This window comes from Glutamicibacter sp. MCAF14, assembly GCF_052114325.1.
GTDB lineage: Bacteria > Actinomycetota > Actinomycetes > Actinomycetales > Micrococcaceae > Glutamicibacter > Glutamicibacter arilaitensis.
On the sequence record NZ_JBFREO010000001.1, the window covers coordinates 266,731 to 290,631 of the forward strand.

Annotated in this window: 21 protein-coding genes and 2 riboswitches; of the genes, 13 read left to right on the plus strand and 8 right to left on the minus strand. The window is 59.6% G+C overall.

Annotated elements, in window-relative coordinates; all coding sequences use genetic code 11:
• Window positions 1-13: 13 nt before the first annotated feature.
• A complete protein-coding gene (locus tag AB4Y71_RS01245; protein ID WP_441717358.1) occupies window positions 14-400 on the minus strand; it encodes a nuclear transport factor 2 family protein in 387 nt (128 codons plus the stop codon).
• A 213-nt stretch (window positions 401-613) separates the two neighbouring features.
• On the opposite strand from AB4Y71_RS01245, the gene AB4Y71_RS01250 reads away from it, so the two are divergent.
• Window positions 614-1,159, plus strand: coding sequence for a hypothetical protein (locus tag AB4Y71_RS01250; protein ID WP_441717359.1), 546 nt, complete (start codon window positions 614-616; stop codon window positions 1,157-1,159).
• Between the two features lie 362 nt (window positions 1,160-1,521).
• On the opposite strand, the gene AB4Y71_RS01255 is transcribed toward AB4Y71_RS01250, so the two are convergent.
• The 4 genes from AB4Y71_RS01255 to AB4Y71_RS01270 all read right to left on the minus strand — a co-directional run bounded on the left by AB4Y71_RS01255 (window position 1,522) and on the right by AB4Y71_RS01270 (window position 6,722).
• On the minus strand, window positions 1,522-2,544 hold the full coding sequence (locus tag AB4Y71_RS01255) for an MBL fold metallo-hydrolase (protein WP_431492581.1): 1,023 nt from the start codon (window positions 2,542-2,544) through the stop codon (window positions 1,522-1,524).
• A 96-nt stretch (window positions 2,545-2,640) separates the two neighbouring features.
• The gene (locus AB4Y71_RS01260) at window positions 2,641-3,774 is read right to left on the minus strand and encodes an ABC transporter substrate-binding protein (protein WP_431492580.1); all 1,134 of its coding nucleotides are present in this window, start codon (window positions 3,772-3,774) and stop codon (window positions 2,641-2,643) included.
• A 69-nt stretch (window positions 3,775-3,843) separates the two neighbouring features.
• Window positions 3,844-4,983, minus strand: a complete 1,140-nt coding sequence (locus AB4Y71_RS01265; protein ID WP_441717362.1) for an ABC transporter ATP-binding protein — start codon at window positions 4,981-4,983, stop codon at window positions 3,844-3,846.
• An 11-nt stretch (window positions 4,984-4,994) separates the two neighbouring features.
• Window positions 4,995-6,722 carry an ABC transporter permease gene (locus tag AB4Y71_RS01270; protein ID WP_441717364.1) on the minus strand — a complete coding sequence of 576 codons (1,728 nt, stop codon included), beginning with the start codon at window positions 6,720-6,722 and terminating at the stop codon, window positions 4,995-4,997.
• A gap of 398 nt (window positions 6,723-7,120) precedes the next feature.
• Between AB4Y71_RS01270 and AB4Y71_RS01275 the strand changes: the two genes are divergently transcribed.
• Window positions 7,121-8,182: a CdaR family transcriptional regulator gene (locus AB4Y71_RS01275; RefSeq protein WP_441717366.1), complete on the plus strand. Its 1,062-nt coding sequence runs from the start codon at window positions 7,121-7,123 to the stop codon at window positions 8,180-8,182.
• 317 nt (window positions 8,183-8,499) lie between these two features.
• Window positions 8,500-9,861 (plus strand): GntP family permease, encoded by a 1,362-nt coding sequence (locus AB4Y71_RS01280; RefSeq protein ID WP_441717368.1) that lies wholly within the window; start codon window positions 8,500-8,502, stop codon window positions 9,859-9,861.
• Between the two features lie 107 nt (window positions 9,862-9,968).
• Here AB4Y71_RS01280 and AB4Y71_RS01285 read toward each other — a convergent pair whose 3' ends face one another.
• Entirely contained in the window at window positions 9,969-10,325 is a 357-nt protein-coding gene (locus AB4Y71_RS01285) for an SdpI family protein (protein WP_441717370.1), read from the minus strand.
• Window positions 10,326-10,541: 216 nt separating this feature from the next.
• A riboswitch (SAM riboswitch) is annotated at window positions 10,542-10,632 on the plus strand.
• A gap of 113 nt (window positions 10,633-10,745) precedes the next feature.
• Here AB4Y71_RS01285 and AB4Y71_RS01290 point away from each other — a divergent pair.
• From AB4Y71_RS01290 to AB4Y71_RS01325, 8 genes are all read left to right on the plus strand, one after another.
• Window positions 10,746-11,741 carry a substrate-binding domain-containing protein gene (locus tag AB4Y71_RS01290; RefSeq protein ID WP_441717372.1) on the plus strand — a complete coding sequence of 332 codons (996 nt, stop codon included), beginning with the start codon at window positions 10,746-10,748 and terminating at the stop codon, window positions 11,739-11,741.
• On the plus strand, window positions 11,725-13,263 hold the full coding sequence (locus AB4Y71_RS01295) for a sugar ABC transporter ATP-binding protein (protein WP_441717374.1): 1,539 nt from the start codon (window positions 11,725-11,727) through the stop codon (window positions 13,261-13,263). The genes AB4Y71_RS01290 and AB4Y71_RS01295 overlap by 17 nt, the downstream gene beginning before the upstream one ends.
• The gene (locus AB4Y71_RS01300) at window positions 13,260-14,261 is read left to right on the plus strand and encodes an ABC transporter permease (protein WP_441717376.1); all 1,002 of its coding nucleotides are present in this window, start codon (window positions 13,260-13,262) and stop codon (window positions 14,259-14,261) included. The genes AB4Y71_RS01295 and AB4Y71_RS01300 overlap by 4 nt, the downstream gene beginning before the upstream one ends.
• Window positions 14,258-15,361: an ABC transporter permease gene (locus tag AB4Y71_RS01305; protein ID WP_441717378.1), complete on the plus strand. Its 1,104-nt coding sequence runs from the start codon at window positions 14,258-14,260 to the stop codon at window positions 15,359-15,361. Before AB4Y71_RS01300 ends, AB4Y71_RS01305 begins: the two co-directional genes overlap by 4 nt.
• Window positions 15,361-16,797, plus strand: a complete 1,437-nt coding sequence (locus AB4Y71_RS01310; protein WP_441717380.1) for an LLM class flavin-dependent oxidoreductase — start codon at window positions 15,361-15,363, stop codon at window positions 16,795-16,797. The genes AB4Y71_RS01305 and AB4Y71_RS01310 overlap by 1 nt, the downstream gene beginning before the upstream one ends.
• Before the next feature lie 127 nt (window positions 16,798-16,924).
• Window positions 16,925-17,015: riboswitch (SAM riboswitch) on the plus strand.
• A 51-nt stretch (window positions 17,016-17,066) separates the two neighbouring features.
• A complete protein-coding gene (locus AB4Y71_RS01315; RefSeq protein ID WP_441717382.1) occupies window positions 17,067-18,293 on the plus strand; it encodes an acyl-CoA dehydrogenase family protein in 1,227 nt (408 codons plus the stop codon).
• A 25-nt stretch (window positions 18,294-18,318) separates the two neighbouring features.
• Window positions 18,319-19,548, plus strand: a complete 1,230-nt coding sequence (locus AB4Y71_RS01320) for an acyl-CoA dehydrogenase family protein (protein ID WP_441717384.1) — start codon at window positions 18,319-18,321, stop codon at window positions 19,546-19,548.
• 91 nt (window positions 19,549-19,639) lie between these two features.
• On the plus strand, window positions 19,640-20,566 hold the full coding sequence (locus AB4Y71_RS01325; protein ID WP_441717386.1) for a LysR family transcriptional regulator: 927 nt from the start codon (window positions 19,640-19,642) through the stop codon (window positions 20,564-20,566).
• 36 nt (window positions 20,567-20,602) lie between these two features.
• Here AB4Y71_RS01325 and AB4Y71_RS01330 read toward each other — a convergent pair whose 3' ends face one another.
• Both AB4Y71_RS01330 and AB4Y71_RS01335 read right to left on the minus strand, forming a co-directional pair.
• Window positions 20,603-21,952 (minus strand): MFS transporter, encoded by a 1,350-nt coding sequence (locus tag AB4Y71_RS01330; RefSeq protein WP_441717388.1) that lies wholly within the window; start codon window positions 21,950-21,952, stop codon window positions 20,603-20,605.
• The gene (locus AB4Y71_RS01335; protein ID WP_441717390.1) at window positions 21,949-22,995 is read right to left on the minus strand and encodes an MBL fold metallo-hydrolase; all 1,047 of its coding nucleotides are present in this window, start codon (window positions 22,993-22,995) and stop codon (window positions 21,949-21,951) included. Before AB4Y71_RS01335 ends, AB4Y71_RS01330 begins: the two co-directional genes overlap by 4 nt.
• Window positions 22,996-23,144: 149 nt before the next feature.
• On the opposite strand from AB4Y71_RS01335, the gene AB4Y71_RS01340 reads away from it, so the two are divergent.
• Together AB4Y71_RS01340 and AB4Y71_RS01345 are read left to right on the plus strand one after the other, a co-directional pair.
• Complete coding sequence (locus AB4Y71_RS01340) at window positions 23,145-23,528, plus strand: YidH family protein (RefSeq protein ID WP_441717392.1); 384 nt, start codon at window positions 23,145-23,147, stop codon at window positions 23,526-23,528.
• Entirely contained in the window at window positions 23,525-23,857 is a 333-nt protein-coding gene (locus tag AB4Y71_RS01345) for a DUF202 domain-containing protein (RefSeq protein WP_441717394.1), read from the plus strand. The genes AB4Y71_RS01340 and AB4Y71_RS01345 overlap by 4 nt, the downstream gene beginning before the upstream one ends.
• The last annotated feature ends 44 nt before the right edge of the window (window positions 23,858-23,901 follow it).

The window sequence follows — 23,901 nt, forward strand, 5'->3', positions numbered from 1 at the left end:
TTGAGGTGCAGTCCTATTCTGCTTTAGCCCCGATAAAGAGGCGAAGTTTCGACTGTCCGTCGGTATTGGCCCACACCGTGCGGTTGACCGTTTCCAGATGCTTCTCCACTCCGCCGGAAATCAGATGCATCTTCATGGTGCCTTCGACAACCGCCAGGCCGCCCTGCTGGGTGACTGAATCGAAGTCGTGTTTCAGTGCCAAATATTCGGTGGTCCCTGAGCTAAGCAGCTCCAGCAACGAATCGCGGTCATCGACCCGACCAGTGGAATGCGTGTACTGCAATTCCGGCTCCAGCAGGCTCTCCAGGGTCGCAAGGTCACCAGCAAGCATGGCCGAAAGGCGCTGGTTTTCTGCGGTGCGCAGTTCCGATTCAAGTCTCGCAGGGTCAAAAGTGGTCAACGTTGACGGCTCCTAATTAGCGTTATCTTCGTTGGTAATTTACCAGTACGCCATGGCGATTCGTGGTTCTTGGCGAAGTCTTTCAATAGGTGAGATCGGCTTTTTTGGGTTGAGGGTACTGGGAAAAGTCTCAGCCGAGGGTATGAGCAGGAAGCGGGATAGTTACCTCGCATCGCTGATGTCCAAGGACGCTGGAATTTCTACGATGGAGTCATGCTTAAGAAAAAGTACCTCGCCGCTGGCGCGCTCGCCCTTCCCTTTGCACTTCTGCTCACCGGCTGCAGCGCTTCTGATCTACTCTCCGATAAATTCGACGAATCAACCACGCGAACTGCCAAAACTTCTCAGAAAGCAGTTGAAGATGGCGTGCTGCCCGACTGGGTGCCAGCCGGCGGCACCGACGTGCAGCTGGTTCAACGCAATACCGGCTCTGAACGCATCTTCGTGATGAACTACGAGGGCAAGCTCGATAGCGAGCAGTGCAAGGCACTGAAGACTACCGGACAGCCCACCGATGCCGAATTGGCCCAGGCCTATGCTTCTGATCCGCGCACCAAGAACATGAAGCCCGAAGAGCTATCCAAGACCCGTACCTTGGAAGCGGAGTGGTGGCCGGAGAACGCGCAGGCCAGCACGACTGATCTGTGCGGACGGTTCTGGGTTCACCAGGCAGACGGCAAGCTCTACGCCTTCTCACCGGATATGGTCACCCAGGTTCAGGCCATTGAGAAAGAACGCGCTGCCAAGGATAAGAAGTAGTGTCTGCACGCGAATAGCTGAATGGCAGGCCGCCAACCGGGAAAATGGTTGGCGGCCTGCCGTTCGAATGCTGTCTAGCTAGACCTTAGTTGTGTGAGCGCGGGGTCTTCCGGATGGCATATAAAACGCAGCTTATGAGGCCGAGGAAGCTAACAAGTACTGCGACGGACCCGAACAGACCCGGCAGATGCTTACTCCACGTGAGGTTGAAAGCAACTAAGAGAGACACCAGGAATCCGCCGGTCAGGTAACTGATAGCTGAACTCATGGCAAACCTTCCGTGGGTAAAACGTGCTGCAGTGAGCCTAGCATCCTGTTAAAGGCAGTCAAGGGAGCTGGAACAGTGTGCCTCTGTGAAAAGGCTAGGAGTTGGATTGGTGAGTTACATTCCCATCGTCAATTCTGAAACTGTCACCATCGCATGGAACGAACAACTTGCCGCGGAATTGCGTCATTGCTGTTTGCCAGGCTTCGGGGTTTGAAGATGCTGGAACTAAATGGTGAAGTGCCAGGTGGGATGCCCCAGCCTCCTGGGCAATTGCGCCGGCATCCAGAGGCGTCGTATGGGCTCGCCGGTGGTGTCCCATGCTTGCTTCAAGCTCTTGCTTGGTGGCATTGGGATAGCTGCGAATGACGGAATCGAGATCAATGGCTTCATGGAAAAGAAGGTCGCATCCTCGTGCCAGGCCCACGAGATTCTGGCTCGGTGCCGTATCCCCGGAAACGACCACGGAGCCGTATGCGCTGTCAATGCGGAAGGCGTAGGCCGGAGCGATCGGCTGGTGCTGCACTAACGTGGCCGTAACGGTGACAAACTTGTCCGAGTAGACTTCGAACGGCTCCATCGCAGGATGGTTTGCCGTGTTGGGATGGAAATCCACTTCTTCGGGAAGCCGGATGTCTTCTCCAATAAAGATTTTCGAGATGTCTGGAGCTCCAGAATCCCGCCGGCGATCGTTGAGATCGGTGGCATGGGATCGAAGCATCAGCTCAACCATTTCCTTGGTGCCTGGAGTAGGTGATTGAGGGTAGATCGTCGGGACATCCTTTTCGGCATGCTGGACCTCCGGGAGCATGCCGCGATCTGCGGGACCTACAACGCGTACGCGTAGTTCTGGGTTGCCACGGAATGCGAGGCCGCCGAGCACCATGACCGAATTCAGGTCGATGACATGGTCGGAGTGCTGATGGGTGATGAAAATGGCGCGCAGACTCGTTGGCGAGAGCCCTGCGTCTGCCAGCCCCATGCCCACACCATGTCCGCAGTCGATCAGATAGGTGCTGCCATCTACGACGACGGCTGTGGCGATGCCTCGACGATGGCCGTTATCGAGACCTCGGCGGAGGAGCGGACCTCCGGCTGTTCCCAAGGAATAAACGGTCATTCCAGTACTCAACGTAAAACCACTTTCATTGTGAAAACTTCCAGGGATATAAAGACGGTGGGTACCGCGTTGCGATACCCACCGTTCGGAGAATGTCTAGCGGCTGAAGATGCTGCTGACGCTTTCCTGGCCCTTGCGCTGGCGATCAGTTACATCAACCAGATCCGGACGCGGCAGCAGTGGAACGTCTGCCGGGTTTTCGAATGGAAGGTCCAGATCTTCAGCGTTCACGATTGGTCCGTGGCCAGCCTTGGCCTTGACTTCATTAGCCTCTGGGGAGTTCAACCAGGTGATGAACAGTTCAGCGGCCTGCGCGTTTTCAGCGCCATCGATGACTCCGGCGTACCAGTAGGTTGCCCAGTTGCCACCCTCGATCGGGTAGGAGATCTCAACTGGCGCACCATCACCGGTCAAGGTCAGGTAGTTGCCCATTGCGCCCATCAGGCAGACATAAGCGCGGCCCTGTACTACGGCGTTGTGGCACTCAGCGGTGCTTGAAGAGATGATGGGATCTTGTGCCGCCAACTTTTCTAGGTAGTCCTTACCCAGATCCTTGTCATTGAGCACAAGGTCTGCCCATTGCATGCCGCCACCGTCGGTGGCAGGATCGGTCATGGTGATTTTTCCCTTGTAGGCAGGATCCAACAGAGACTGCCAGCTATCCGGCGTCTTGCCCAGATCCTGACGGGTGTCATAGATCAGGCCGCGTGGAGATGCGGATACCGGGGTGAGGGTTCCGGTCTCGAGCGATAGCTGTGGATCCTTGGTGACCTTTTCCGCATTGAAAGGCCGGAACTCGCTGAAGTAATCCCGATCGGCGAGCGAGACCGCTCCCACGTCGCCGGTGATGACAATGTCTGCGATGCGTTGGCCGGAGGACTGCTCCTGGGAAATCTTGGTGTCCAACTCGGCGCCGACAATCTGCAACGGCTCAACTTCAATGCCTGGGAATCGCTCGTTAAAGGCTTCGAAAACCGATGGCCAGGTGGCCGTCAGCGGGGTGTAGATGTTCAGTGAGTCCTGGCCGGCTTCAAGGGCAGCGGCGTACTGCTCTTCAATCTGCTTTTTGGCTTCTTCGCCACCCAGCGCGGCAACGGTATCGACGCCTTCGCGTTCTCCCAGACCCTCGCTGGCAGCGTCGCCGCTGCCGCCTGCGCAAGCGCTGAGCAGCAGAGCGGAGGAAAGTCCGAGTGCTGCGATGGTTGCAAATTTGTTCTTCTTGATCCCCATGGTCGTGCCTTTCATAATGATGGACGAGGAGTGACTTCGTTTTTGGCTGATGTTCCCGAGGCCTTCGCCTTAGGCCAGGGCCGGTACCTTGGAATTGAGCGCTGGCAGGCATGCCAGCGAATCCGGAGCGATGGCTCCGGAGATGGAGTCGCCGACCCGAGGGGCGCCAACTGGCCAGATGTTGGCCACTTCTGCGGTGCGAATGGAGACCTTGACCTTGTGCGGGCCCAACTGCAGTTCGTAGATGAAGTCATCGCCCAGGTACATCACGTCGGTGATGACACCCTGGAACCGGTTTGGTTTTTCGCAGGCAGGAGGCCCAAGGATCACCGAGGAAGAGCGGACCGCAATATCGACCTGCTGGCCCTCATGCACGTCGTTGCGTGGCGGGCAAGCCAAGCGGACATCGGTTCCGTCAAGCAGGACCTTGACTCCGTACTGATCGGTGGAGACAACGGTGGCGCTCACGAAGTTGTCGTATCCAACGAAGTCAGCGACGAAGTGCGAGACCGGGTGCCAGTAGATCTCTCGCGGGCTGCCGACCTGTTCGATAGCGCCCTTGTTGAGCAAGACGATACGAGTGGACAGGGAGACCGCTTCTTCCTGGTCATGTGTCACGTAGATGGAGGTGGTGCCAACGCGCTTATGCATTTCACGCAGTTCCGAACGCATGTCCTGACGCAGACGAGCGTCGAGGTTGGACAGGGGCTCGTCGAAGAGGAGAAGCTGCGGAGTTGCAACCAAGGCGCGAGCCAAAGCCACGCGCTGCTGCTGGCCGCCGGAGAGATCGGTAGCCATCCGGCTTGCATACTCTTCCAGCCCGACCATTTCCAAGACTTCGCGGACCCGGCGAGCACGTTCGTCCACGCTGATCTTCCGCATCTTCAATGGGTAGGCGACGTTGGAAGCGACCGACATATGCGGCCACAGGGCGTAGCTCTGGAACACCATGCCGATATCTCGCTTGTCCGGGGCAACATGGATGCGCTGCGCCGGTGCGTCCACAACTTTGCCGCCAATGGAGACCTGGCCACCGGTTGGGCGTTCCAGGCCGGCGACACAGCGCAGGGTGGTGGTCTTGCCGCAACCCGATGGGCCCAGCAGGGTGAGGAACTCGCCCTCCTGGATTTCCAGATCCAGTGATTCCACTGCAGCTGCAGCTTTCGGCGAGTACTTCTTTTCTAATGACTCAATACTTACGTGTGCCATGGAATTTCCTATCACTTGGAAGCGGAGGTCGGAACTCGACGCAGGGTAGTTGGATCGTTGTCTACTTCGATGGCGTGGGAATTTGCAGGATCGAAGCTTTGGGATGGAGCGGCAACGTCAACTAGCCGCCCGCGCTTGGTGGTCTTGCGGTAATTGAGACGTTTGAACAGCGCTCCGGCTGCCAGGAGCAGGCCGCCTCCGGCCGCCAGCAGAACCAAGAGCACCAGCAGGAGAGCTGCGGCGGCCGAACCGTTTCCGAGCTGCGTGTAGTAGTTGTATACGAGCAGGGAGACGGTTTCCGTCTTGGCGCTGGAGAGGAGAATCGGAATATCCAAGCTGCCAGCGGCCATCACGCCGGTAATGAACCATGAAGCTAGGAAGGTCGGGCCGATCAGCGGAACTACGATGGTGACCATCATTCGTGGTGCGGAAGCTCCGCAGATGCGAGCGGACTCTTCCAGCTCAACACCTAGCTGGCCAACTGGACCCGAGGTTGCCCGCTGCGCAATTGGAGTAACTACGATAACCAGAGCAATCAGCACGATCCAGATCGAACCGTACAAGTTCTTCAGGCCCGGAACACTGAGGTAAGCCCAGGTGATTGCCAGTGCCAGTACGATGCCTGGCACCGCAACGACAGCCCAGACAATCATTTCCGGGACTTGTGCCCAGCGACTCTTGTTGCGTAAGGCCACGTAGCTGATTAGGACGGCCAAGATGGTGGCGAACAAGCCGCCTATAACGCCCATGACCAAGGTGTTTTCCAGCGCTCTGACAACCTTTGACGAATCGAATAGCCCTATATAGTGCTTGAAGGTGAATCCAGCGACGCCGAGTACGGGTTGGAAGGACCCGATGATCAGCTGTACTAGGGGGAGTACCAGCGCAATCGTGACGTAGGCAGCGAAGAGGGAGAAGCCTGCCCACTTCCAGCGACCTATTTCTTCCTTTTCGAGGCGGTAGGCCTTGCCCGTGACGGTGATGAAGTTGCGATTGCCGATTGCTTTGGAACGAATGGCAACCAAGATGTAGATGATAGCGATGAGCAGCAAGGCCAAGGCGCTCGCCGAGTCGTAGCGGATTGGCGTAGTGGCCAAGAAATCGTAGATCTGGGTTGGGAACACGTAGATACCAGCCGGTACGCCAAGAATCAGTGCAACATCCAGCTGGCCGAGCGAGTTAACAAAGCCAAGGATGGCCAAGCCGGAAAGCGTCGGCAGCAGGATTGGGATGTTGATATCAAGGAACAAACGCAGCCGGTTGGCACCCGATAACAGCGCTGCTTCTTCGAGTGAACGGTTCAGCGCACGAACTGGACCCAGCAGCAACAGGTACATGACCGAGATGCTCTTCAAGCCGCTGACAACGATCAGGCCCATCCAGGAGTATGCATCCAGGCGGGGCATTCCATCGGCTGAAACACCGAAAATCAGGGTCAGCAGGCCAGTGGGGGAAGTCATCATGCCCCAGCTGATCGCAAAGAAGAGGGTCGGGATGGCGAAGATGGTGACCATGACCGGAGTGATGGATCGGCCAGCGGGAGTCTTGGTTCGCGTGGATATCCAAGCAAAGATGAATCCGCCGATAATGCCAATGCTCTGTACTGCCACAGCGTAAATAACCGACGCCCACAACGTATCCCATGTTGCCGGATCACCATAGGCATCTACGATTCCAGCGAGGCCGAAGGATCCTTCGGTGCCAGGCTGGCCGCTGCGGAAGGTGCCATAAATGAGCATTGCCAGCGGGTAGCCGAAAAAGGCACAGATGAATAAAAGGAAAAGCGCCAAAAGCGCCCCGGATGACCTGATTCTTCTCACAACTGCTACTCCCCATCTGTTCTTTTCGGACAATAAACGCATTTGTGCGGGATGCAACCTGGCCGAAATCTTATAAACATATTGCGTGTGATCCAATGCACTGTCAAGCTATTAATGTATTTTCCAGATAGGAAAATTTTCTGCAGTGAGGCGTTCGACGGTCAATCTGCGAACCGTGACCCGGCTCACACCTAGCTGATCACGGATGGTTAAGGCAGAGTGGTTCGAATAACCACCATTAGTGCCATGGCACAGATCCTCAATAACCGCTTACGTGTTTCTGCCACCACGTATTGTGTGACAGATAAGATGAGGGCATGAGTGAAATGGAGCAACCTCGATTGGCTAGCGCTTTGGCGCAGAAGGTCGTCGACACCATTGCACCGACCATCAATCGCAATGTGAACATCATGAATGCCCATGGGGTGATCATTGCTTCGACCGATGCCGCGCGCATCGGTACCCTCCACGAGGGCAGTGCCCAAGCTATTCGGCGCGACGAGGTCATCCGGGTCAGCCAAGCAGACGGGTCAGCGGGAACCCAGCCTGGAGTCAATGTGCCGTTCGCGCTCAACGATCAGCTGTGCGGCGTGGTCGGGGTGACCGGTGCGCCTCATGAGGTGGAGCCCTTGGCCGGGCTGATCGCCTTGACGGTCCAGCTGCTCATCAATCAAGAACGCGAACACTCGCGCAGTGCCCGGCGTGAAACTGAAGCCCGCGATATTATTTCGGCTTTGATTGCAGGACGCGCTGCCCCTGAAGTCATTGACCGCTCGCTGAGCGCTCATGGCTTGCGGGGACCGAAGCAAATTGAGGCCTGGATTCCTCGAAGCGTCGAGGAGCCGCTGCTGGAGCAGCCGGCGAAGGAGCATGTCCGCACCTCGTGGATCAATCTTTCTGGTGCGTACTGGAGGCTCTGCGCAGCCAGCAAACCCGCGTTCGCCCCGGAACATGCAAACCAGGAGCGTTCCTTGGTGTCCGCAACCGTAGAATCGGCTTCGGAACTCATGGCTGAAACCGAGGCGCTGCGCGCAGTGCTGCGCTACCCTAACCTCGTTCCCCGCAGTTCCCAGCGCACAATGTGGAGCAGGGAAATTGCGGTGGCCATTGCCCGCACCCCGGCGCGCAGTTTGGAGCATGTGGCAACTACAGCGCAACGACTCAATGCGGAGCAAGCCAGAACCCTGCTGCTCGTGGCGACTGCTGCGTCGATGAGCCAAGCGGCCACCGATCTGCATATCCACCGAAATACCCTGGTGCAACGGCTGGAACGGATCAGCCAGGTCAGCGGTATCGACGTTCGGCAATCCAGCCAGTTCCTGAAGCTGCAGCATGGAATCTATGCGCGAGTGGCACTGAGCCAATTGGACATTTTCTAATCCCGCACGATGCCCTGCACTTGCCGGTACTTTTCGTCCGCACAGCCAAACCCAGCCCCTGCACACTTGGTTGAATGCACATATCGCAACTGCTGAGTGCAGGCAATTATGGTCGCGTGCCCATAGGTATTCGGGTTCCCGTTTCCTAGTATTGGCACAATGATCGATATTTGTGCCAAGGATTCGGGATTGCCCCTAGCTATCTGGCCAAATAGGCGAAGCCTTGAGCAGCTTTGCCGATCAAGCTGATCCACCGGTTGCACTATTGCACGTTGGACGCAGAGAACTACCGATATTGGCAAAGGAGCCAACTTACCGTGTATGAACTACTTGTTCTGCTGATCCTTGTGGTGGCCATCGTGATGGTCACGGCACGTTTCAAGATCAGCCCCTTCCTTGCCCTCATAGGCGCCGCGATCCTTGCCGCCTTTGCCTACCGCATCCCGCTGGCTGAAGTAGCATCGACGGTCACCACGGCCTTCGGCAGCACCATGGGCAATATCGGCTTGGTGATTCTCTTCGGTACGATGATCGGCGTCATTCTGGAGAAATCCGGCGCGGCGATCTCCATGGCAGATGCACTGATCAAGGTTCTGGGTACACGATTCCCCAACCTGACCCTGTCGATCATCGGCTACATCGTTTCCATTCCGGTTTTCTGCGACTCGGGCTACGTGGTCCTTAACTCCCTTCGCAAAGCCATCACCTTGCGCACCGGTGTCTCGGCGCTGGCGACTTCTATCGCGCTGATGACCGGCCTGTATGCCACCCACACGATGGTGCCGCCAACTCCGGGCCCGTTGGCTGCGGCAGAAAGCATCGGCATTGCCGAGAATCTGGGTTTGATCATTGCAGTCGGACTGCCAGTTGCCGCGATCTCGGCCCTTGCAGGCTTGGCCTACGCCAGCCGGTTCAACAAGTCCAAGTGGACCCCGCTGCCCAGCGACGACGAGCATGACATCGCCGAACTCGACTACGAGCAGCTGCGTGCAAGCTTCGGCAAATTGCCTAGGCCGGCGATGGCATTCATGCCGATCCTTGTTCCCCTGGTACTGATCTGTGCCGCCTCCATTGCAAAGCTGCCATCGCACCCTATTGGCGAGGGAACGGCACTTGAGATCCTTTCCTTCCTTGGTACTCCGGTTATCGCGCTGATCTTCGGCCTGTTTGCCGCGACCTTCCTGTTGCGCGGTGGCAACAAGCTGTCGGTCTTCAATGAGCAGATGAAGGAAGCGGTGCGCACCGCCGCTCCGATCTTGCTGATCACAGGCGCCGGCGCTGGCTTCGGCGCGGTACTGGCCGCTTCGGACCTGACCACGATCCTTTCCGATTCACTCAGCGGACTGGGCTTGGGCCTGGCCGTGCCATTCTTGATCGCTGCTGCGCTGAAGTCCGCGCAGGGCTCGTCCACCGTTTCAATGGTGACCACTTCTGCTCTGGTCGCCCCGATGCTCGGTTCGCTTGGCTTGGATTCGCAGCTGGGCATGGTGCTTACCGTGCTGGCTGTCGGTGCCGGTGCAATGGTTGTTTCGCATGCAAACGACTCGTACTTCTGGGTTGTTTCGCAACTCAGCCGGATTCCGGTCATCACCGCGTATAAGACCTTGAGCGTGGCGACCGCCATCCAAGGCACTGCGGCGTTTGTGACCGTACTGATTCTCGGAGCCGTACTGCTGTAGTAGGACGCTGACCGCGCAAGCAACGGATCGCACCATCTGCCGATGGTGCGATCCGTTGCTTTAAGCATGTGTCTGAAATTGGTAGCCGAAGAGCGAAGGCCTGCCCGCTAGACGCGTCGCGCGGCCTTGTTCGCTTTGGCAGCCGAGACCATCAGCAACACGATAATGGCCAGATAACCTGCGCCGGTCGTGGCGAAGGCGAAACCGAACTGGCCCAGCACGCAGAGAATCGCTGCACCGGCCAGCATGGCCCAGCCTGCCCATGAAGCCGCGGCCATCAGCGGCGCAGCCTTCCGATGCCCTGCCAGCCAGACCTCGTCGCTGGCCAAGGTATGGCGCGTCTTGATGCCGATGGCCGCATTGCGCGCGAGCTTTCCATCCCGGGCCATGGGTGCGAGGAACGCTGCCACCAAAGTGATGCCCAGCAACCCGAGCATGAAGGGGATGACGCCTGCTGGATCCACGTTCCACCTGTTCTGACTATTCGCCGTGAACAGCCATCCTATTCGGAGGCAGAGCAGTTCCCGAGTTCAAATTTCGTCATTCAAGGGTCATATGACGGCCGCGCTGCCATCGATCAGGCAGGCAGGAGGCTCGAAGATGACGTATTTTGTCCTGCCGTTCCCTCGTATGACAGTGCCCTTCCAAGACTGCTGCCGGCAGTGGTTGACTCGGAGCACAACCCATCCAGAGCGGCTGAGAGACCTGGCTCCGCGACGCCGCAGCAAGCCTGCATCCCGCAGGTAGTGCTAACGCCAGGATCGATGGAACTTCCGGGCCACGAAGTGTGAACTTCTGTTCGGGATCCCTCGGTTCAATATTTCCACGAGAGGGACGGCATGACTCGCACTCGACCGAACACCTTAAAATTTCTTGCCACAGCCATGGCAGCAGTAACACTGCTTACCGGTTGCTCGCTAAAGGAGCCACGCCCAGAATTAGCGCCGGTTGCGGCGCAAAGCAGCAACCCGCAAGAGGAGCAGAGTATTGACGATGTCCCTTCACTCGAGGGCAAAAAAGTTGGCATCGCTGCCAAAGACATCCTGCACGACTACTCGCGTGTGATCTACCAGCAAATCCAAGAACGAGTCGAAGAGCTTGGCGGAGAAGTCATCGCTACCCAGGCCGAGGCCAAAGATGAGAAGCACGTCTCTGACGTGGAAAACCTGATTACCCAGTCTCCAGACGTCATCGTGGTGATCTTGGGTGATGCGCAAACGCTCACCCCTGCCTTGGCTAAAGTGGACGCCGCCGGGATCCCACTGTTCACCATCGACTTCCAGAGTGAATACTCGAAGAACAATGTCACTAGCGACAACTGGAACGTAGGAACCACGTTAGCTCGCACCATGGCCGAGGACCTCCATGGCAAGGGCAAGATCCTAGTATTCAATGGCTTCCCCGGCGTGACTCCCTGCCGGATTCGATACAACAGCTTGAACTTGGTTCTCGAAGATTATCCAAACATCGAGAAGATCTCCCCTGAACTGCAGGACAAGTACGAGGGCACTATTGAAGATGCCAAAAACCAGATTCAGGATCAGCTGCGCAGGCTGCCAGCAGGTGAAATTGACGCAATCTGGTCTTGCTGGGATATGCCGCTGATTGGTGCTGCGCAGGCCATAGACCCTACGGATAACGACATCAAGCTCTACGGTGTGGACGCAGAACCTGGAGCCTTGGATTTGATCGCGAATCCAGAGAGCTCATACCAATTCACAGTCGCCCAACCCATCAAGCAAATGGCCACAACCTCGGCCGCGAATATCGCATTGTTCCTTGATGGACAAACTGATCGGGTTCCGAATACCAGCTATGTCGAGCCAATTTTCGTCGACAAGGAAAACGTGAATCAGGTGCGCAATGACAACGGGATCTAATGAACTGCTGAGCATGGCCGGCATACGTAAATCTTTTGGCGCCGTCACTGTGCTCGACAATGTCCAACTTCGACTGCGGGCTGGCGAAGTACTCGGGTTGGTGGGCGAGAATGGCGCAGGAAAATCCACTCTGATAAAAATCCTCACAGGGCTGTACACCCTAGACTCTGGGCAGATTGACCTTGCTGGGCAGGCTGTCCAAATTCGCCGACCGGCCGACGCCGAAGCATTGGGCATTGAAGTCATCCATCAGGACCGTCACCTGGCCGGTCGCTTGACCGTCGCCGAACAACTGTATCTGGGAACTACCAAGAGCCGTGGACTCTGGCGCCGTGAGCGTAGCGTGCAAGAAGCAGCTCGGGCCGACATCTTGCGAACCACCGGTCAGGAGCTGGATACGGCGGCTTTCGTTGATGAGCTGAGTGTTGCTCAGCAACAACTGATCCAAATAGCCCGTGCAGTGTTGGCCGAACCCAAAGTGCTGATCCTGGACGAGCCGACCGCGCCGTTGGCCAATGACGAAGTCGCACAGCTTTTCGGCACCATCCGCCACCTGCGCGATCGTGGTGTAGGAATTATTTTCATCTCGCACTACCTGCAAGAACTGCAGCAGATTACCGATCGGATCACGGTGTTGCGCAACGGCAAGAATGCCGGCGATGCCAGCTTCGCGGACGGGGACAGCATTGAAGATGTCATCGGCTTGATGCTAGGTAATCAGGTCAATGAATTCTCACATCAGAAGCACGAGGTACGTCCTGTTCAGGGCGAGCCTGCCCTCGAACTGGTGGACCTGTCGGTCGCTGGCAAGTTGGGCAACATCAATCTCGCGGTAGCCCCCGGAGAAATCGTCGCCGTCACGGGATTGGTGGGATCAGGTATTGAGGTGCTCGCCGATGCGATCACCGGCCTCCATTCACACACGGGCTCTGCCGTGTTGCACGGTCGACCGGTGACTTCTGCAGCTGACTTTGTCGCTCGTGCCGGCGCCTACGTCCCATCGAATCGACACCAAGATGGAATCTTCTTGCGCAACACCGTGCGTGAGAATATTGCCGCTGCAAGCCTGCGAAAGCTCGGACGGCGCCTGGGCTTGCTGGATGCTCGCAGGGAGCGGGATGCCGCCAGCGAACTGGTGCAACGCTTGGATATCCGTCCAGCCGATCCAGAAGCGGTAGCTTCCGGCCTCTCTGGTGGTAACCAGCAGAAGACCGTTCTGGCCCGCTGGCTGGCCAAGGGATCAGACGTTCTCGTCTTGGACCAGCCTACGTCTGGTGTTGATGTGGGAAGCCGTGCGCACATATACACGCAGATTTCAGAGTTGGTTCGAGGGGGAGCGGCAGCGCTATTGGTGAGTGTGGATCTTGAAGAGGTAGTGGGCCTTGCCGACCGGGTCTTGGTGCTGTATCGCGGTCGAATCATCGCTGAACTGCCATCTAACCAGATGAGCACCGAAAGTATCTTGCATTTGGCTTCCAGCGGTCAAGCAACCGGAACACAACGCGAAGAGGTGAACGCATGAGCGCCACGCTCGCTCCTATCAACGATGCACCTGCGCTTGGTACACGGCGTAAAAAGCCGAACCTGGCCGCTTGGACCGGCTACGCCGGCATTGCCGCGGTACTGCTGATGTTTGCTTTTGGCTCACCATTTTTCCTGACAGCGTCGAATATCGCCACCATCCTGACACAGGCTTCGGTCTTCGGAATTGCCGGAGTGGGACTCGCGATGGTGATCATCGCTGGAGGCGACGATGTACTCAACGGAGGAATCGACCTTTCCACCGGTGCGGTGGCAGGACTATCTGGAACGGTGACCGCTCTGGCCGCATCAGCCGGAACCCCGGGCTTGCTGGCGGTGCTCTATGGAGTGCTGGTTGCCACCGTGATCGGCGTGATCAACGGCCTCTCGGTCACTCTGGGCCTGCGCCCGCTGCTGGCGACCTTGGCGACTATGGGTGTAGCCGCGTCACTCGAACTAGTCTTCAACCAGAATCTGAAGATCGCGGTGACCAGTGGCTTCTTTGAGACTGCACGGGGCACTGTGTTCCTGGGGATCCCGTTGGCTGCCTGGATCATGCTGCTCATCGGGGCACTGGGCTGGTGGGTATATGGCAAAACCAGCTGGGGAGTGAACTCCTACGCCGTGGGTCAGAACCCTACCGCAGCCCAAGTGGCGGGACTTGACCCGCGGAAATACCGGCTAGCCAGCTATGTACTCGGCTCGGCACTGGCTGGCCTGGCCGGAACGCTAATGGTGGCGAGGCTTTCGGCCGCAGTCCCGGGCATTGGTACGCAAATTCTGCTGGACATCATTCTGGTGGCCTACATGTCCATCATTTTCTCTCGTCGAAGACTGGTCAGCGTAGTTGGCACCGTATTGGCCGCGGTGCTCATCGCCGCCCTGGATAACGGACTGACCTCGCTCGGCGTCGCTAGCCAGTGGGTTGGTGCGGCCAAGGGCATGTTGATCCTGCTGGTACTGGCTAGCGTGACCCTGCGCGGAAGGAAGAACCGATGACCGCCACAGAAATTCTTGCCGCGCCCTCAGCTCCGGCCCCTCGCCCGTCTGAGCCAGAAAGCAGGAAGAACCGTCATGCGATCAAGGTGTCACGGCTCGTGGCTCCGGCCACATTGGCCCTGATCCTGATCGTTTTCTCGTTGCTCAGCCCGGTGTTTTTCACCGTTGGAAACCTCGTTGGGATCCTTGGACAGGTGGCCTTGCTTGCTTTGGTCGCTATCGGGTTGACTCTGGTGGTGCGGGCTGGCGGCATTGACCTGTCCATTGGCGTGGCCCTCGACCTGGGTGCTTTGGCCAGCGCTTGGCTAATCCATGACGGCTATCGTGCTTGGGTGGCAGTGGTTGGCGGTCTGTTGTTCGCTCTGGCCGTGGGACTGGTGAACGCACTACTGATCGTGATCTTGCGGATCCCGGCTTTCCTGGCCACGCTGAGCGTGTGGTTTGTCGGGACCAGCGTGCAACAGTTGCTCACCAGCGGCGGTGCACCGATTTACTTGTCGGCGCCGCTGGTACCGGACGGCTTTGCGGTGATCGGGAGGGGATACTTCCTGAACGTTGATGCCGCAATCATCAACACCGTGTCCATTGCAGGCGTGGTGGCCTTGTTGCTTGGGATCACCCGATACGGGCGCAAGCTGACCATGGCTGGCGAGCAGCCGAGCGCCGCGAAAATCTCCGGTTTGCGGATTAATGCATTGATTTCCAGTGCATACCTCTTGTGCGCGATGATTGCCGGATTCGCAGGAGTGGTGCTGGCTGCTCGTTCCAATGGGTATGTTCCGGGCAGCGGCCAGGCCTACTTAATGGACGCTATCGGTGCGGTATTTATCGGGGCAACTATTAGCCGTTACGGGCGTGTATCCGTGGGGGGAACGCTAATCGGTGTGGTGATCTTCGGCCTACTGGATAACGGGCTGAACCTGATCGGTCTGTCGTTCTTCTGGCAGGACCTGGCCCGCGGGTTGGTTCTGCTGGCGATATTGCTCGCAGCCGTGGTGCTTGGACGTAATAAGGGGCCAAAGGCTACCGGTGTCTTCGCGTTACTACGCGGGGTCAAACAACAGCCGCGAACCATCTCCGTGAAAGGAAGTAGTGAATAATGGGCAAGCGCATCCACCTGAATGCTTTTGACATGACCTGCGTTAGCCACCAAAGTCCGGGACTTTGGCGTCATCCGCAGAATCGCGCCGATGAGTACAACACCCTCGAATACTGGGTGGAACTGGCCACGACACTGGAGCGCGGCGGCTTTGATGCCCTATTCCTCGCCGATGTGCTGGGCATCTATGACGTGTACCAGAATTCCAGCGGTCCAGCCCTGCTCGATGCCGACCAGGTGCCGTTGAATGATCCATTCATGCAGGTTTCAGCCATGGCCGCGGCCACCAAGAATCTCGGCTTTGCCGTGACCTCCGCGCTGACCTATGAACAGCCCTACGCGCTGGCCCGGAAGTTCTCTTCTTTGGACCACCTCACCCGTGGACGAATCGGTTGGAATGTAGTGACTAGCTACCTGGAGTCAGCGGCCCGCAATCTGGGGTTGGCCCGTCAGCTGGATCACGATGCCCGTTACGATGTGGCCGATGAGTTCATGGACGTGGTCTATAAGCTCTGGGAGGGGTCCTGGGAAGAAGACGCAGTCATCAAGGATCGCGTACGTGGTGTTTACACCAATCCCTCGAAGGTGCACCCGATCAACCACCACGGTGAGTACTTTAATGTGCCGGGCATTCATCTGTCCGAACCTTCCATCCAGCGCACTCCAGCGATCTTCCAAGCTGGCGCTTCTTCCCGTGGGCGACGTTTTGGGGCGCAGCATGCCGAGGGCATCTTCCTGAATTCGATCAATACTGCGGTCACCCGCCGTCAGACCGATGCCATCCGTGACGAGTTCGAGCTGGTGGGCAGGCCCCGGGACGCAGCCAAGTTCTACGCGCTGATGACCACCGTGGTGGCCGACTCGGATGCCCAAGCAGAGAAGCTCTACCGCGAATACCAGTCCTATGCCTCGCGCGAGGGCGCCATGACGTTCTACGGAGGCTGGTCCGGTCTTGATTTAAGCCGGTATGCACCCGATGCGGAGCTACAGTATTTGGAAACCAATGCCGCCCGTTCGGCTGTCTCGATTTTCACCACTGCGAATCCACAGCAGAAATGGACCCCAAACACCATTGCCGACTATCTTGGCGTGGGTGGGATCGGGCCGGTGCTCGTGGGCTCTGCAGAAACGGTCGCAGATGAAATCGAGCGTTGGATGGACGAGTCCGGGCTAGACGGGATCAATTTGGCCTACGCGATCACCCCAGGTTCTTTTGAGCAATTCACCGATCTTGTGGTTCCCGAACTGCAAAAGCGCGGACGGGCATGGGCTGGTTACGAGGGCAACACCCTACGCGAATATTTGGCAGGTACCGGCAAGACGCGGGTAGCTGACCATCACCCGGCCGCTGCCTACCGCGGTGCCTATGCAGGAAAGGCCTCGGCAGCAGAGTCAAAGGCGAGCCAAACACCTGAAGCAGTACTCGGCTCCCGGTGACATATGAGGAAATATGACGGTGCTTTCACCGATTCGCAGGGCGCTGAAGATGTCGAACAATGACGATATTCCGCCAGATGACGGCATTCCTTCCGTGATGTTCCCTGCGGTGTTTCACTGATACTGCTACCCATCCAGAGCGGCTGAGAGACCTGGCTCCGCGACGCCGCAGCAAGTCTGCTTCCCGCAGATAGTGCTAACGCCAGGTTCGATGGATCTGCAGAATTTTCTGCATCCTTCGGAATCCATAGCTCAAGAGGAGAACGAAGATGACTGTCCTGAGTACACAATTACCCCGCGTTCCATACACCGGCACTGCCGATGAAGCAGAACTCGCTCATTGGCGTGACGTCGCCCAGCAAGTGGCTGAGCATCTGGCGACTGACGCGTTAGAGCGCGATCGCGAGAACGCCCAGCCCTTCGCCGAAGTGCAGGCGTTGCGCGAAGCAGGATTGCTGAACCTTCTGGTGCCTGCAGAATGCGGCGGAGCAGGGGCTCACTGGGAAACTGCTTTTGAGGTAGTCCGCATTTTGGCCGCCGCGGATGGCTCCATTTCGCAGCTATTGGCCTACCACTACGTGAACCAGTCGGGGATAGCTTTCTACTCGGTCCCGGAATGCCAGGCTCTGTGGTGGCAACGTACCGTCGAAGGCGGATGGCTTTGGGGCGACTCGGTCAACCCGGTCGATCCAACGCTGACCCTCGTTCCGGAGGGCGATGGTTTCCGCCTGAATGGCTCCAAGCGCTTCTCGACCGGCTCCGGCGTGGGTGAAGTCATTGTGGTAAATGCTGAAGTCACCGAAGGAGAGCGTCAAGGGCAGATACTGGCTTTCGTCATTCCGCGCGACCGCGAAGGCTTGGAACTGGTTGATGATTGGGATTATCTGGGACAGAGACTCAGTGCATCCAACTCGCTGAAGTACCACAACGTGCGTATCGAAGCGCAGGATCTGCTGGGCGAGGTCACCGACGAACCGGTGTCCACTTTGCTGACCCCGGGCATCCAGCTGGCATTCGCCAACTTCTACCTGGGCATCGCCGAAGGAGCGCTGGAGCGCGGCAAGCAGATCCTGCTGGGCCGCAAGAACGCCTGGCTGTTCTCGCAGGCAGATACCTACTCGCAGGACCCGATTTTCCAGCGCACCGTCGGGGAGCTCAAGGCCCGCACCGCCGCAGTGGCGGCGCTGGTCGAGAAGCTCGGCCGGAAATTCGATGCACTGCTGTCCAAGGCCGGAGACGTCACCCAGCCCGAGCGGGCGGCGCTGGCGGTGGAAATCGCCGAAGCCAAGGTGGTCTCCACCGAGGTGGGCGTCGAGGTGGCGAACCGGGTCTTCGAGGTGACCGGATCATCCTCGACCGCGAGCTCGGTGGGCCTGGATTTGTATTGGCGCAATGTGCGCACCCACTCGCTGCATGACCCGGTGGACTACAAGAAGATCGAGGTCGGCGCGTACTTCCTGCGCGGAGAATCCCAGCCGCTCTCGCTCTACACCTAGAAATTCCCACGGATTGGATTCAACGATGACTGTACATGCAACTGGCACTCGGCTCGCAGGGCTCAAGGCCCGTTTTGACCCGCTCTTCGCGGACATCGCGCAGGGCGCTGCCGAACGCGACCGTACCGGAGAATTGCCCTACCAGGCGGTGGCCGACCTGGCTGCCGCCGGCTTCGGCGCAGTCCGGGTCCCTGAATCGCACGGCGGGGCCGGGGCGAGCCTGCCCGAACTCTTCGAGTTGTTCGTGGAGCTCGCGGCCGCTGATTCAAATATCGCCCAGGCGCTGCGCGCGCACTTCGCGTTTGTCGAGGATCGGCTGGTGGCAGAGCCGGGTCCGGGTCGTGACAAGTGGCTGGCCCGCTTCGCCGCCGGTGAACTGGTGGGCAACTCGTGGACCGAGGTTGGAACGGTGAAGGTCGGGGACGTGATCACCAAGGTCACCCCGGACGGCAAGGGCGGATTCAAGATCAACGGCACCAAGTACTATTCCACCGGCTCGATTTTCGCTGACTGGCTGGACACCTATGCCGAGCGCACCGACACCGGAAAACGCGTGATCGCCGCGGTCAACCGCCACCAGCCCGGTGTCGAGCTGGCAGATGACTGGGATGGCTTCGGCCAGCGCACCACGGGTACCGGAACCTCCACCTTCACCGATGCGATTGTGGCCGAGGAAGACCTGATCGACTTCGACACCCGCTTCAAGTACCAGACCGCCTTCTACCAGCAGGTGCTGCTGGCGGTCCTGGCCGGCTCCGCCAAGGCGGCAGAGCGGGACTTCGCCGCCGAGCTGAAAGCGCGCAAGCGGACCTTCAGCCATGCAGCGGCCAATGTGGCGGCCGAAGATCCGCAGCTGCTGCAGGTGATCGGCGAGGTCTCCGCTGCATCCTTCGCCGCCGCGGCGACGGTTCAACGCGTTTCGGCAGCATTGCAGGAAGCCTATGAAACTGCGCTGGCACTGCACACCGGAGAGGCGAGCGCGGAAGCAGACGAAGCGGCCAATGACGCCGCCGAACTCGCCAGCGCCCAGGCGCAGGTGGTGCTGACCCCGCTGGTGCTCAACGCCATCACCCATGCCTTCGATGCGCTGGCTGCCAGCGCCACGAGCGTGAGCAAGAACCTGGACCGGCACTGGCGCAATGCCCGTACCGCCGGCAACCACAACCCTTGGGTATTCAAGGCGCGGTTGATTGGCGATCTGGCGGTCAATGGCACCGAGCTTCCACGGGTGTGGGCGATCGGCGCCTCGAAGTAGTTTCCATTTCCCCAGCAGGTCCAGCGTCCTTTGCCGATGCCGGGCCTGCTGTTTTGCCGCTGCAGTATCGCCCGCTGGCTAGACTGTGTGGGTGATCAATTACACCCTGCGCCAGCTGCAATATTTCGTCGCCGTAGCGGAACTCGGCTCCATTTCCGCGGCGGCGAAGCAGTGCCATATTTCCCAGGCGGCCATGTCGCAGTCGATGGACGAGCTGGAACGCGCCGTCGGCTCCCAGCTGCTGGTGCGCCGCCGGGCGCGAGGGGTGGTGCTCACCGCTGTCGGCACCGACTTCCTGCTGGATTCGCGGGCGCTGGTGCGCCATGCCGAAGAGGTGCAGGACCTGATTGTCGAACGCCAGACCAAGCTCTCCGGTCCGCTGGTGATCGGCTGCTATTCCTCGCTGGCCGCCTTCTGGATCCCGGTGATTTGCGAACGCTTCACCAATGTCCACCCGGACCTGCAGGTGACCTTGGTGGAAGGCGACGGCGCCGAGCTGCAGGAGCGCATGCTCAAGGGCCATCTGGATGCGGTGCTCACCCACACCCGCCACCTGCTGCCGCAGGTTTCCTGGCGCCGGGTGATGTCGGGCCGCCCCTATGTGCTGGTAGGCGGCAATCATCGGCTGGCGAACCGCAAATCCGTCGCGCTGGCCGAGCTGGCCGACGACGATTTCGTCTCCCTGGACATTCCCACGGTGCGCGATAACCAGCTGGTGAACCTGCGCATGTCGGGCCTTGATCCGAAGGTGCGCTGGAGTTCGCAGAGCTTCGAGGCCGTGCGCGGGTTGGTGGCCCGCGGGCTGGGCTACACGGTTTTGGTGCAGCGCCCGCCGGTCAACCTGAGCTACGACGGGTTGCCGTTGTCGGTGCTGGAGATCGAGGGCGAGGTCGGGGTCAGCGACATCTGCGTGGCCTACACCGCTTCGGAACGCCCGAGCCTGCGGCTGCGCGCCTTGTTGGATTTCTGCGAGGAAACCGGGGCCGAGAAAGAATACGAGGCCAGCCGGAACCCGTAGGTTCCAACCGGCCTCGCGCTTTAGCCAGCCAGGAGGCTAGTGGCTCATCTCCTCGGCTTCGAGGTCGGCATCGCGGCCTTCCTTGATGCCGCGCATGGCCAGCGCAGCGACAATGAACGCTCCAGCCCAGACGGCGCCGGCGATCCACAGTGAGCCGCCGCCCAGCAGTACCAGTCCGGCGACGATCATCGGGGTGAAGCCTGCGCCGACGGTGGAGGAGAGCTGGTAGACCAGCGAGGCGCCGGTGTAGCGGATGCGCGTGGGGAACAGCTCGGCGGTGAACGCGCCGAACGGCCCGAAGATGAACGCCTGGATGATGCCGTTGGCCACGAACAGGGCGATGGCGAACAGCCACAGCTGGCCCAGTTCCAGCATCCACATGATCGGCAGGGCGGCCACGGCGCCGGCGAGGATGCCGACCATCATGACCGGGCGGCGGCCCAGCTTGTCTGAATAGCGCGATGAAACCCAGATGCCCACCACGGTCAACGCGGCGCCAATGGCCTTGATGTTCAGCACCGCAGTGCGGTCCATGCCGACTTCCTCGACCACGTAGGAGATGGCCCAGACGGTCATCAGGCCCTGCACCGTGTAGGAGCTCATGCCCACCAAGGTTCCGCGGATGACGGACTTCGGGTACTTGGTGATGACCTCCATGAATGGGGTCTTGCGCTCTTCGGCCTTGTCTTCAAGGGCCAGGAACAGCGGGGATTCGGTGACCTTCAGGCGGATGACCAGCCCGATGCCCACCAGCGCGATACTGATCAGGAACGGAATCCGCCAGCCCCAGGCCAGGAACTGCTCATTGGGCATGATGGAGACGGCGGAGACCGCCAAGGTAGCCATCACGGCGCCGGCCGGGCCGCCCATGTTCGCGAAGCTCGCGGCGAAACCGCGGCGTTCCTTCGGTGCGTGCTCGAGGGCCATCAGCATGGCGCCGCCCCATTCGCCGCCCACGGCAAGGCCCTGGACGATGCGCAGGGTGATCAGTGCGATGGGGGCCAGCATGCCGATCTGCGCGGTGGGAGGAAGCAGGCCGATCAGTGTCGATGCACCGCCCATCATCGCCATCGAGGTGATCAGCACGCCCTTGCGGCCGATCTTGTCGCCGAAGTGGCCGAACACGATGCCGCCCAGCGGTCGGGCCAGATAGCCCACGGCCAAGGTGGCAAAGGAAGCGAAGATGGCTACGCCCGGGGTCAGGCCCACGAAGAAGACCTTGTTGAAGACCAGCGAGGCCGCCGTGGCGTAGAGGATGAAATCGTAGAATTCGATTGCGCTGCCGATGAAGCTGGAAGCCAGGATCCGGCGCATCTGCGGGGATTTCAGCGAGGGAACCAACGCCTGTGCCTCCACGCCGTTGCCATTATTCAGGGTGCTGCTCATCGTACTGCCGCCATTTCACTGTTGACGCGGGAAAAGGATATCGTGTCCAGATCGTTGGGCACTAGGTAGTTGCCGGAGAATTTCGCGGCGTGGGCTTCCCAGACCTGCAAAGGCGTAGTTCCGGGGACCAGATGGTGCAGGGCCAGGGTGCTCGCCCCGGCCTGGTGCGCGATCTCGATCGCCTGCTCCGGCGAGGTGTGCGAGGCGCGGTGGTGGTCCATCGAAGCCTGGGCTTCCAAGGTGCCAACCGAACCGTAGGCGCGTTGCACCCAGTCGAAGTCGATGGCCTCATGAAGCAGCAGGTCGGTATCCCGGGCCAGGGCCACCAGGTTCTGGCAGGGCGCGGTGTCTCCGGAAATGGTCACCGAGCCTTCTGCGGTATCGAAGCGGAAGGCGAAGGCCGGAGCGATCGGCGGGTGCTTGACTAGGGTTGCAGTCACCGTGACCAGCTCGTCGCGGTAGATCTCGAACGGCGTGAACCCCTTCGGCGTCGGGTTCTCGTTGGGGTGGTACCCGGTGCCGGCCGGAAGCTCGATGTCCGAGGCGATGAAGTGGTCCAGCGGGGAGGGACGCAGGGCGTCGATCACGCGGTCGTTCAAGTCCGTGGCGTAGGCCTGCATCAGGTGGTCGAACATCGAGGCGGTTCCCGGAGTCGCGTTCTGCGGGTAGAGCGGCCGCGGGGCGGTGGCGGCGCGCGGGGACGCTGGCGGCAGGGCGCCGCGGTCGCCCGGGCCGATGATGGAAATCGGAGCCTTGCCGGCTGGCAGGGTGAACATCCCGAAGATGGCCAGCGAAGCCAGATCGATGGTGTGATCGGAGTGCAAATGCGTGAGGAAGATGCCGCGCAGGTTCGCAGGGGTGAAGCCGGCTTTCATCAGCTGGTTGCCCACGCCGGTTCCGGCATCCACCAGGTAGACGCTCTCGCCCACGACTACTGCGGTGGAAATTCCCGCGCGCTTGCCTGCGTTCTCGCCGGTCCACCAGCGTGGTCCGCCGGCGGTGCCCAGCGTAACGACGCGGGGATTGAGATTGGTGGAGGCCATGGAATGCGCCCTTTCTTTGGTTCAAGTGCTGCATTCCATTCTTATGCGCTGGATCACATTCGTAAAACTGTTTTTATCAACCAACTAAATAGGTTTAACCGATAATCGGTTGGGTATGCTCATAGCAACGATGCAAACCAAGGAGGGTCATGGCCGAGCCAGAACGCAGCCGGATTTCACGCTGGCTATTGCCGCAGGGCAGTGAACCTGACCCGCGCTTCACCCTTGCCAACGAGCGCACCTTCTTGGCCTGGATCCGCACCTCATTGGCATTCCTCGCGGGCGGCACCGCGCTGGAGGCCTTCGCTGCCGAGGCCTTCCCCTCGCCGCTGCGCACCTGGCTGGCGGTGCTGGTGATCGGCGTCGGCATCCTGATCGCCGCAGGAGCTGCCGTGCGCTGGGTCCGCGTGGAACGCAGCATGCGCACCGGGCGCCCGCTGCCGATTCCCGCCATTGTCCCATTGCTGGCCTTCGGTGCAGTGGTGGCCTCGCTGGCGGCCATCGCCATGATCTTCTGGTCCCTCGGCTCGTGAAAGACGAGCCCATCGAGATCGCCGATGCGGGCCTGCAGCCCGAGCGGACCATCTTCGCGTGGAATCGCACGATGGTTTCCTTTCTCGTGGTCTCGGCCGTTTTCCTGCGTTGGCTGCCGCACTACGGCATCGGCATGATCCTGCTGATCGCGGTGTCCTCGTCGATGGCTCTGGGGATCCTGCTCTCGCAGCGTGCGCGGTATCGGCGCATGGCCCTCGGGGTCAAGCACGAGAAGGTCCAGGCGGACGTGGTGGCGGTGCTGATGACCACGCTGGCGCTTTGTGCGCTGGGCGGATCTGCGCTGTTCCTGGTGCTCGGCCCGAACTAGCGGCTGCGTGCCGGTGAGGGGCGAAAGCAGCGGAAAATCACCGG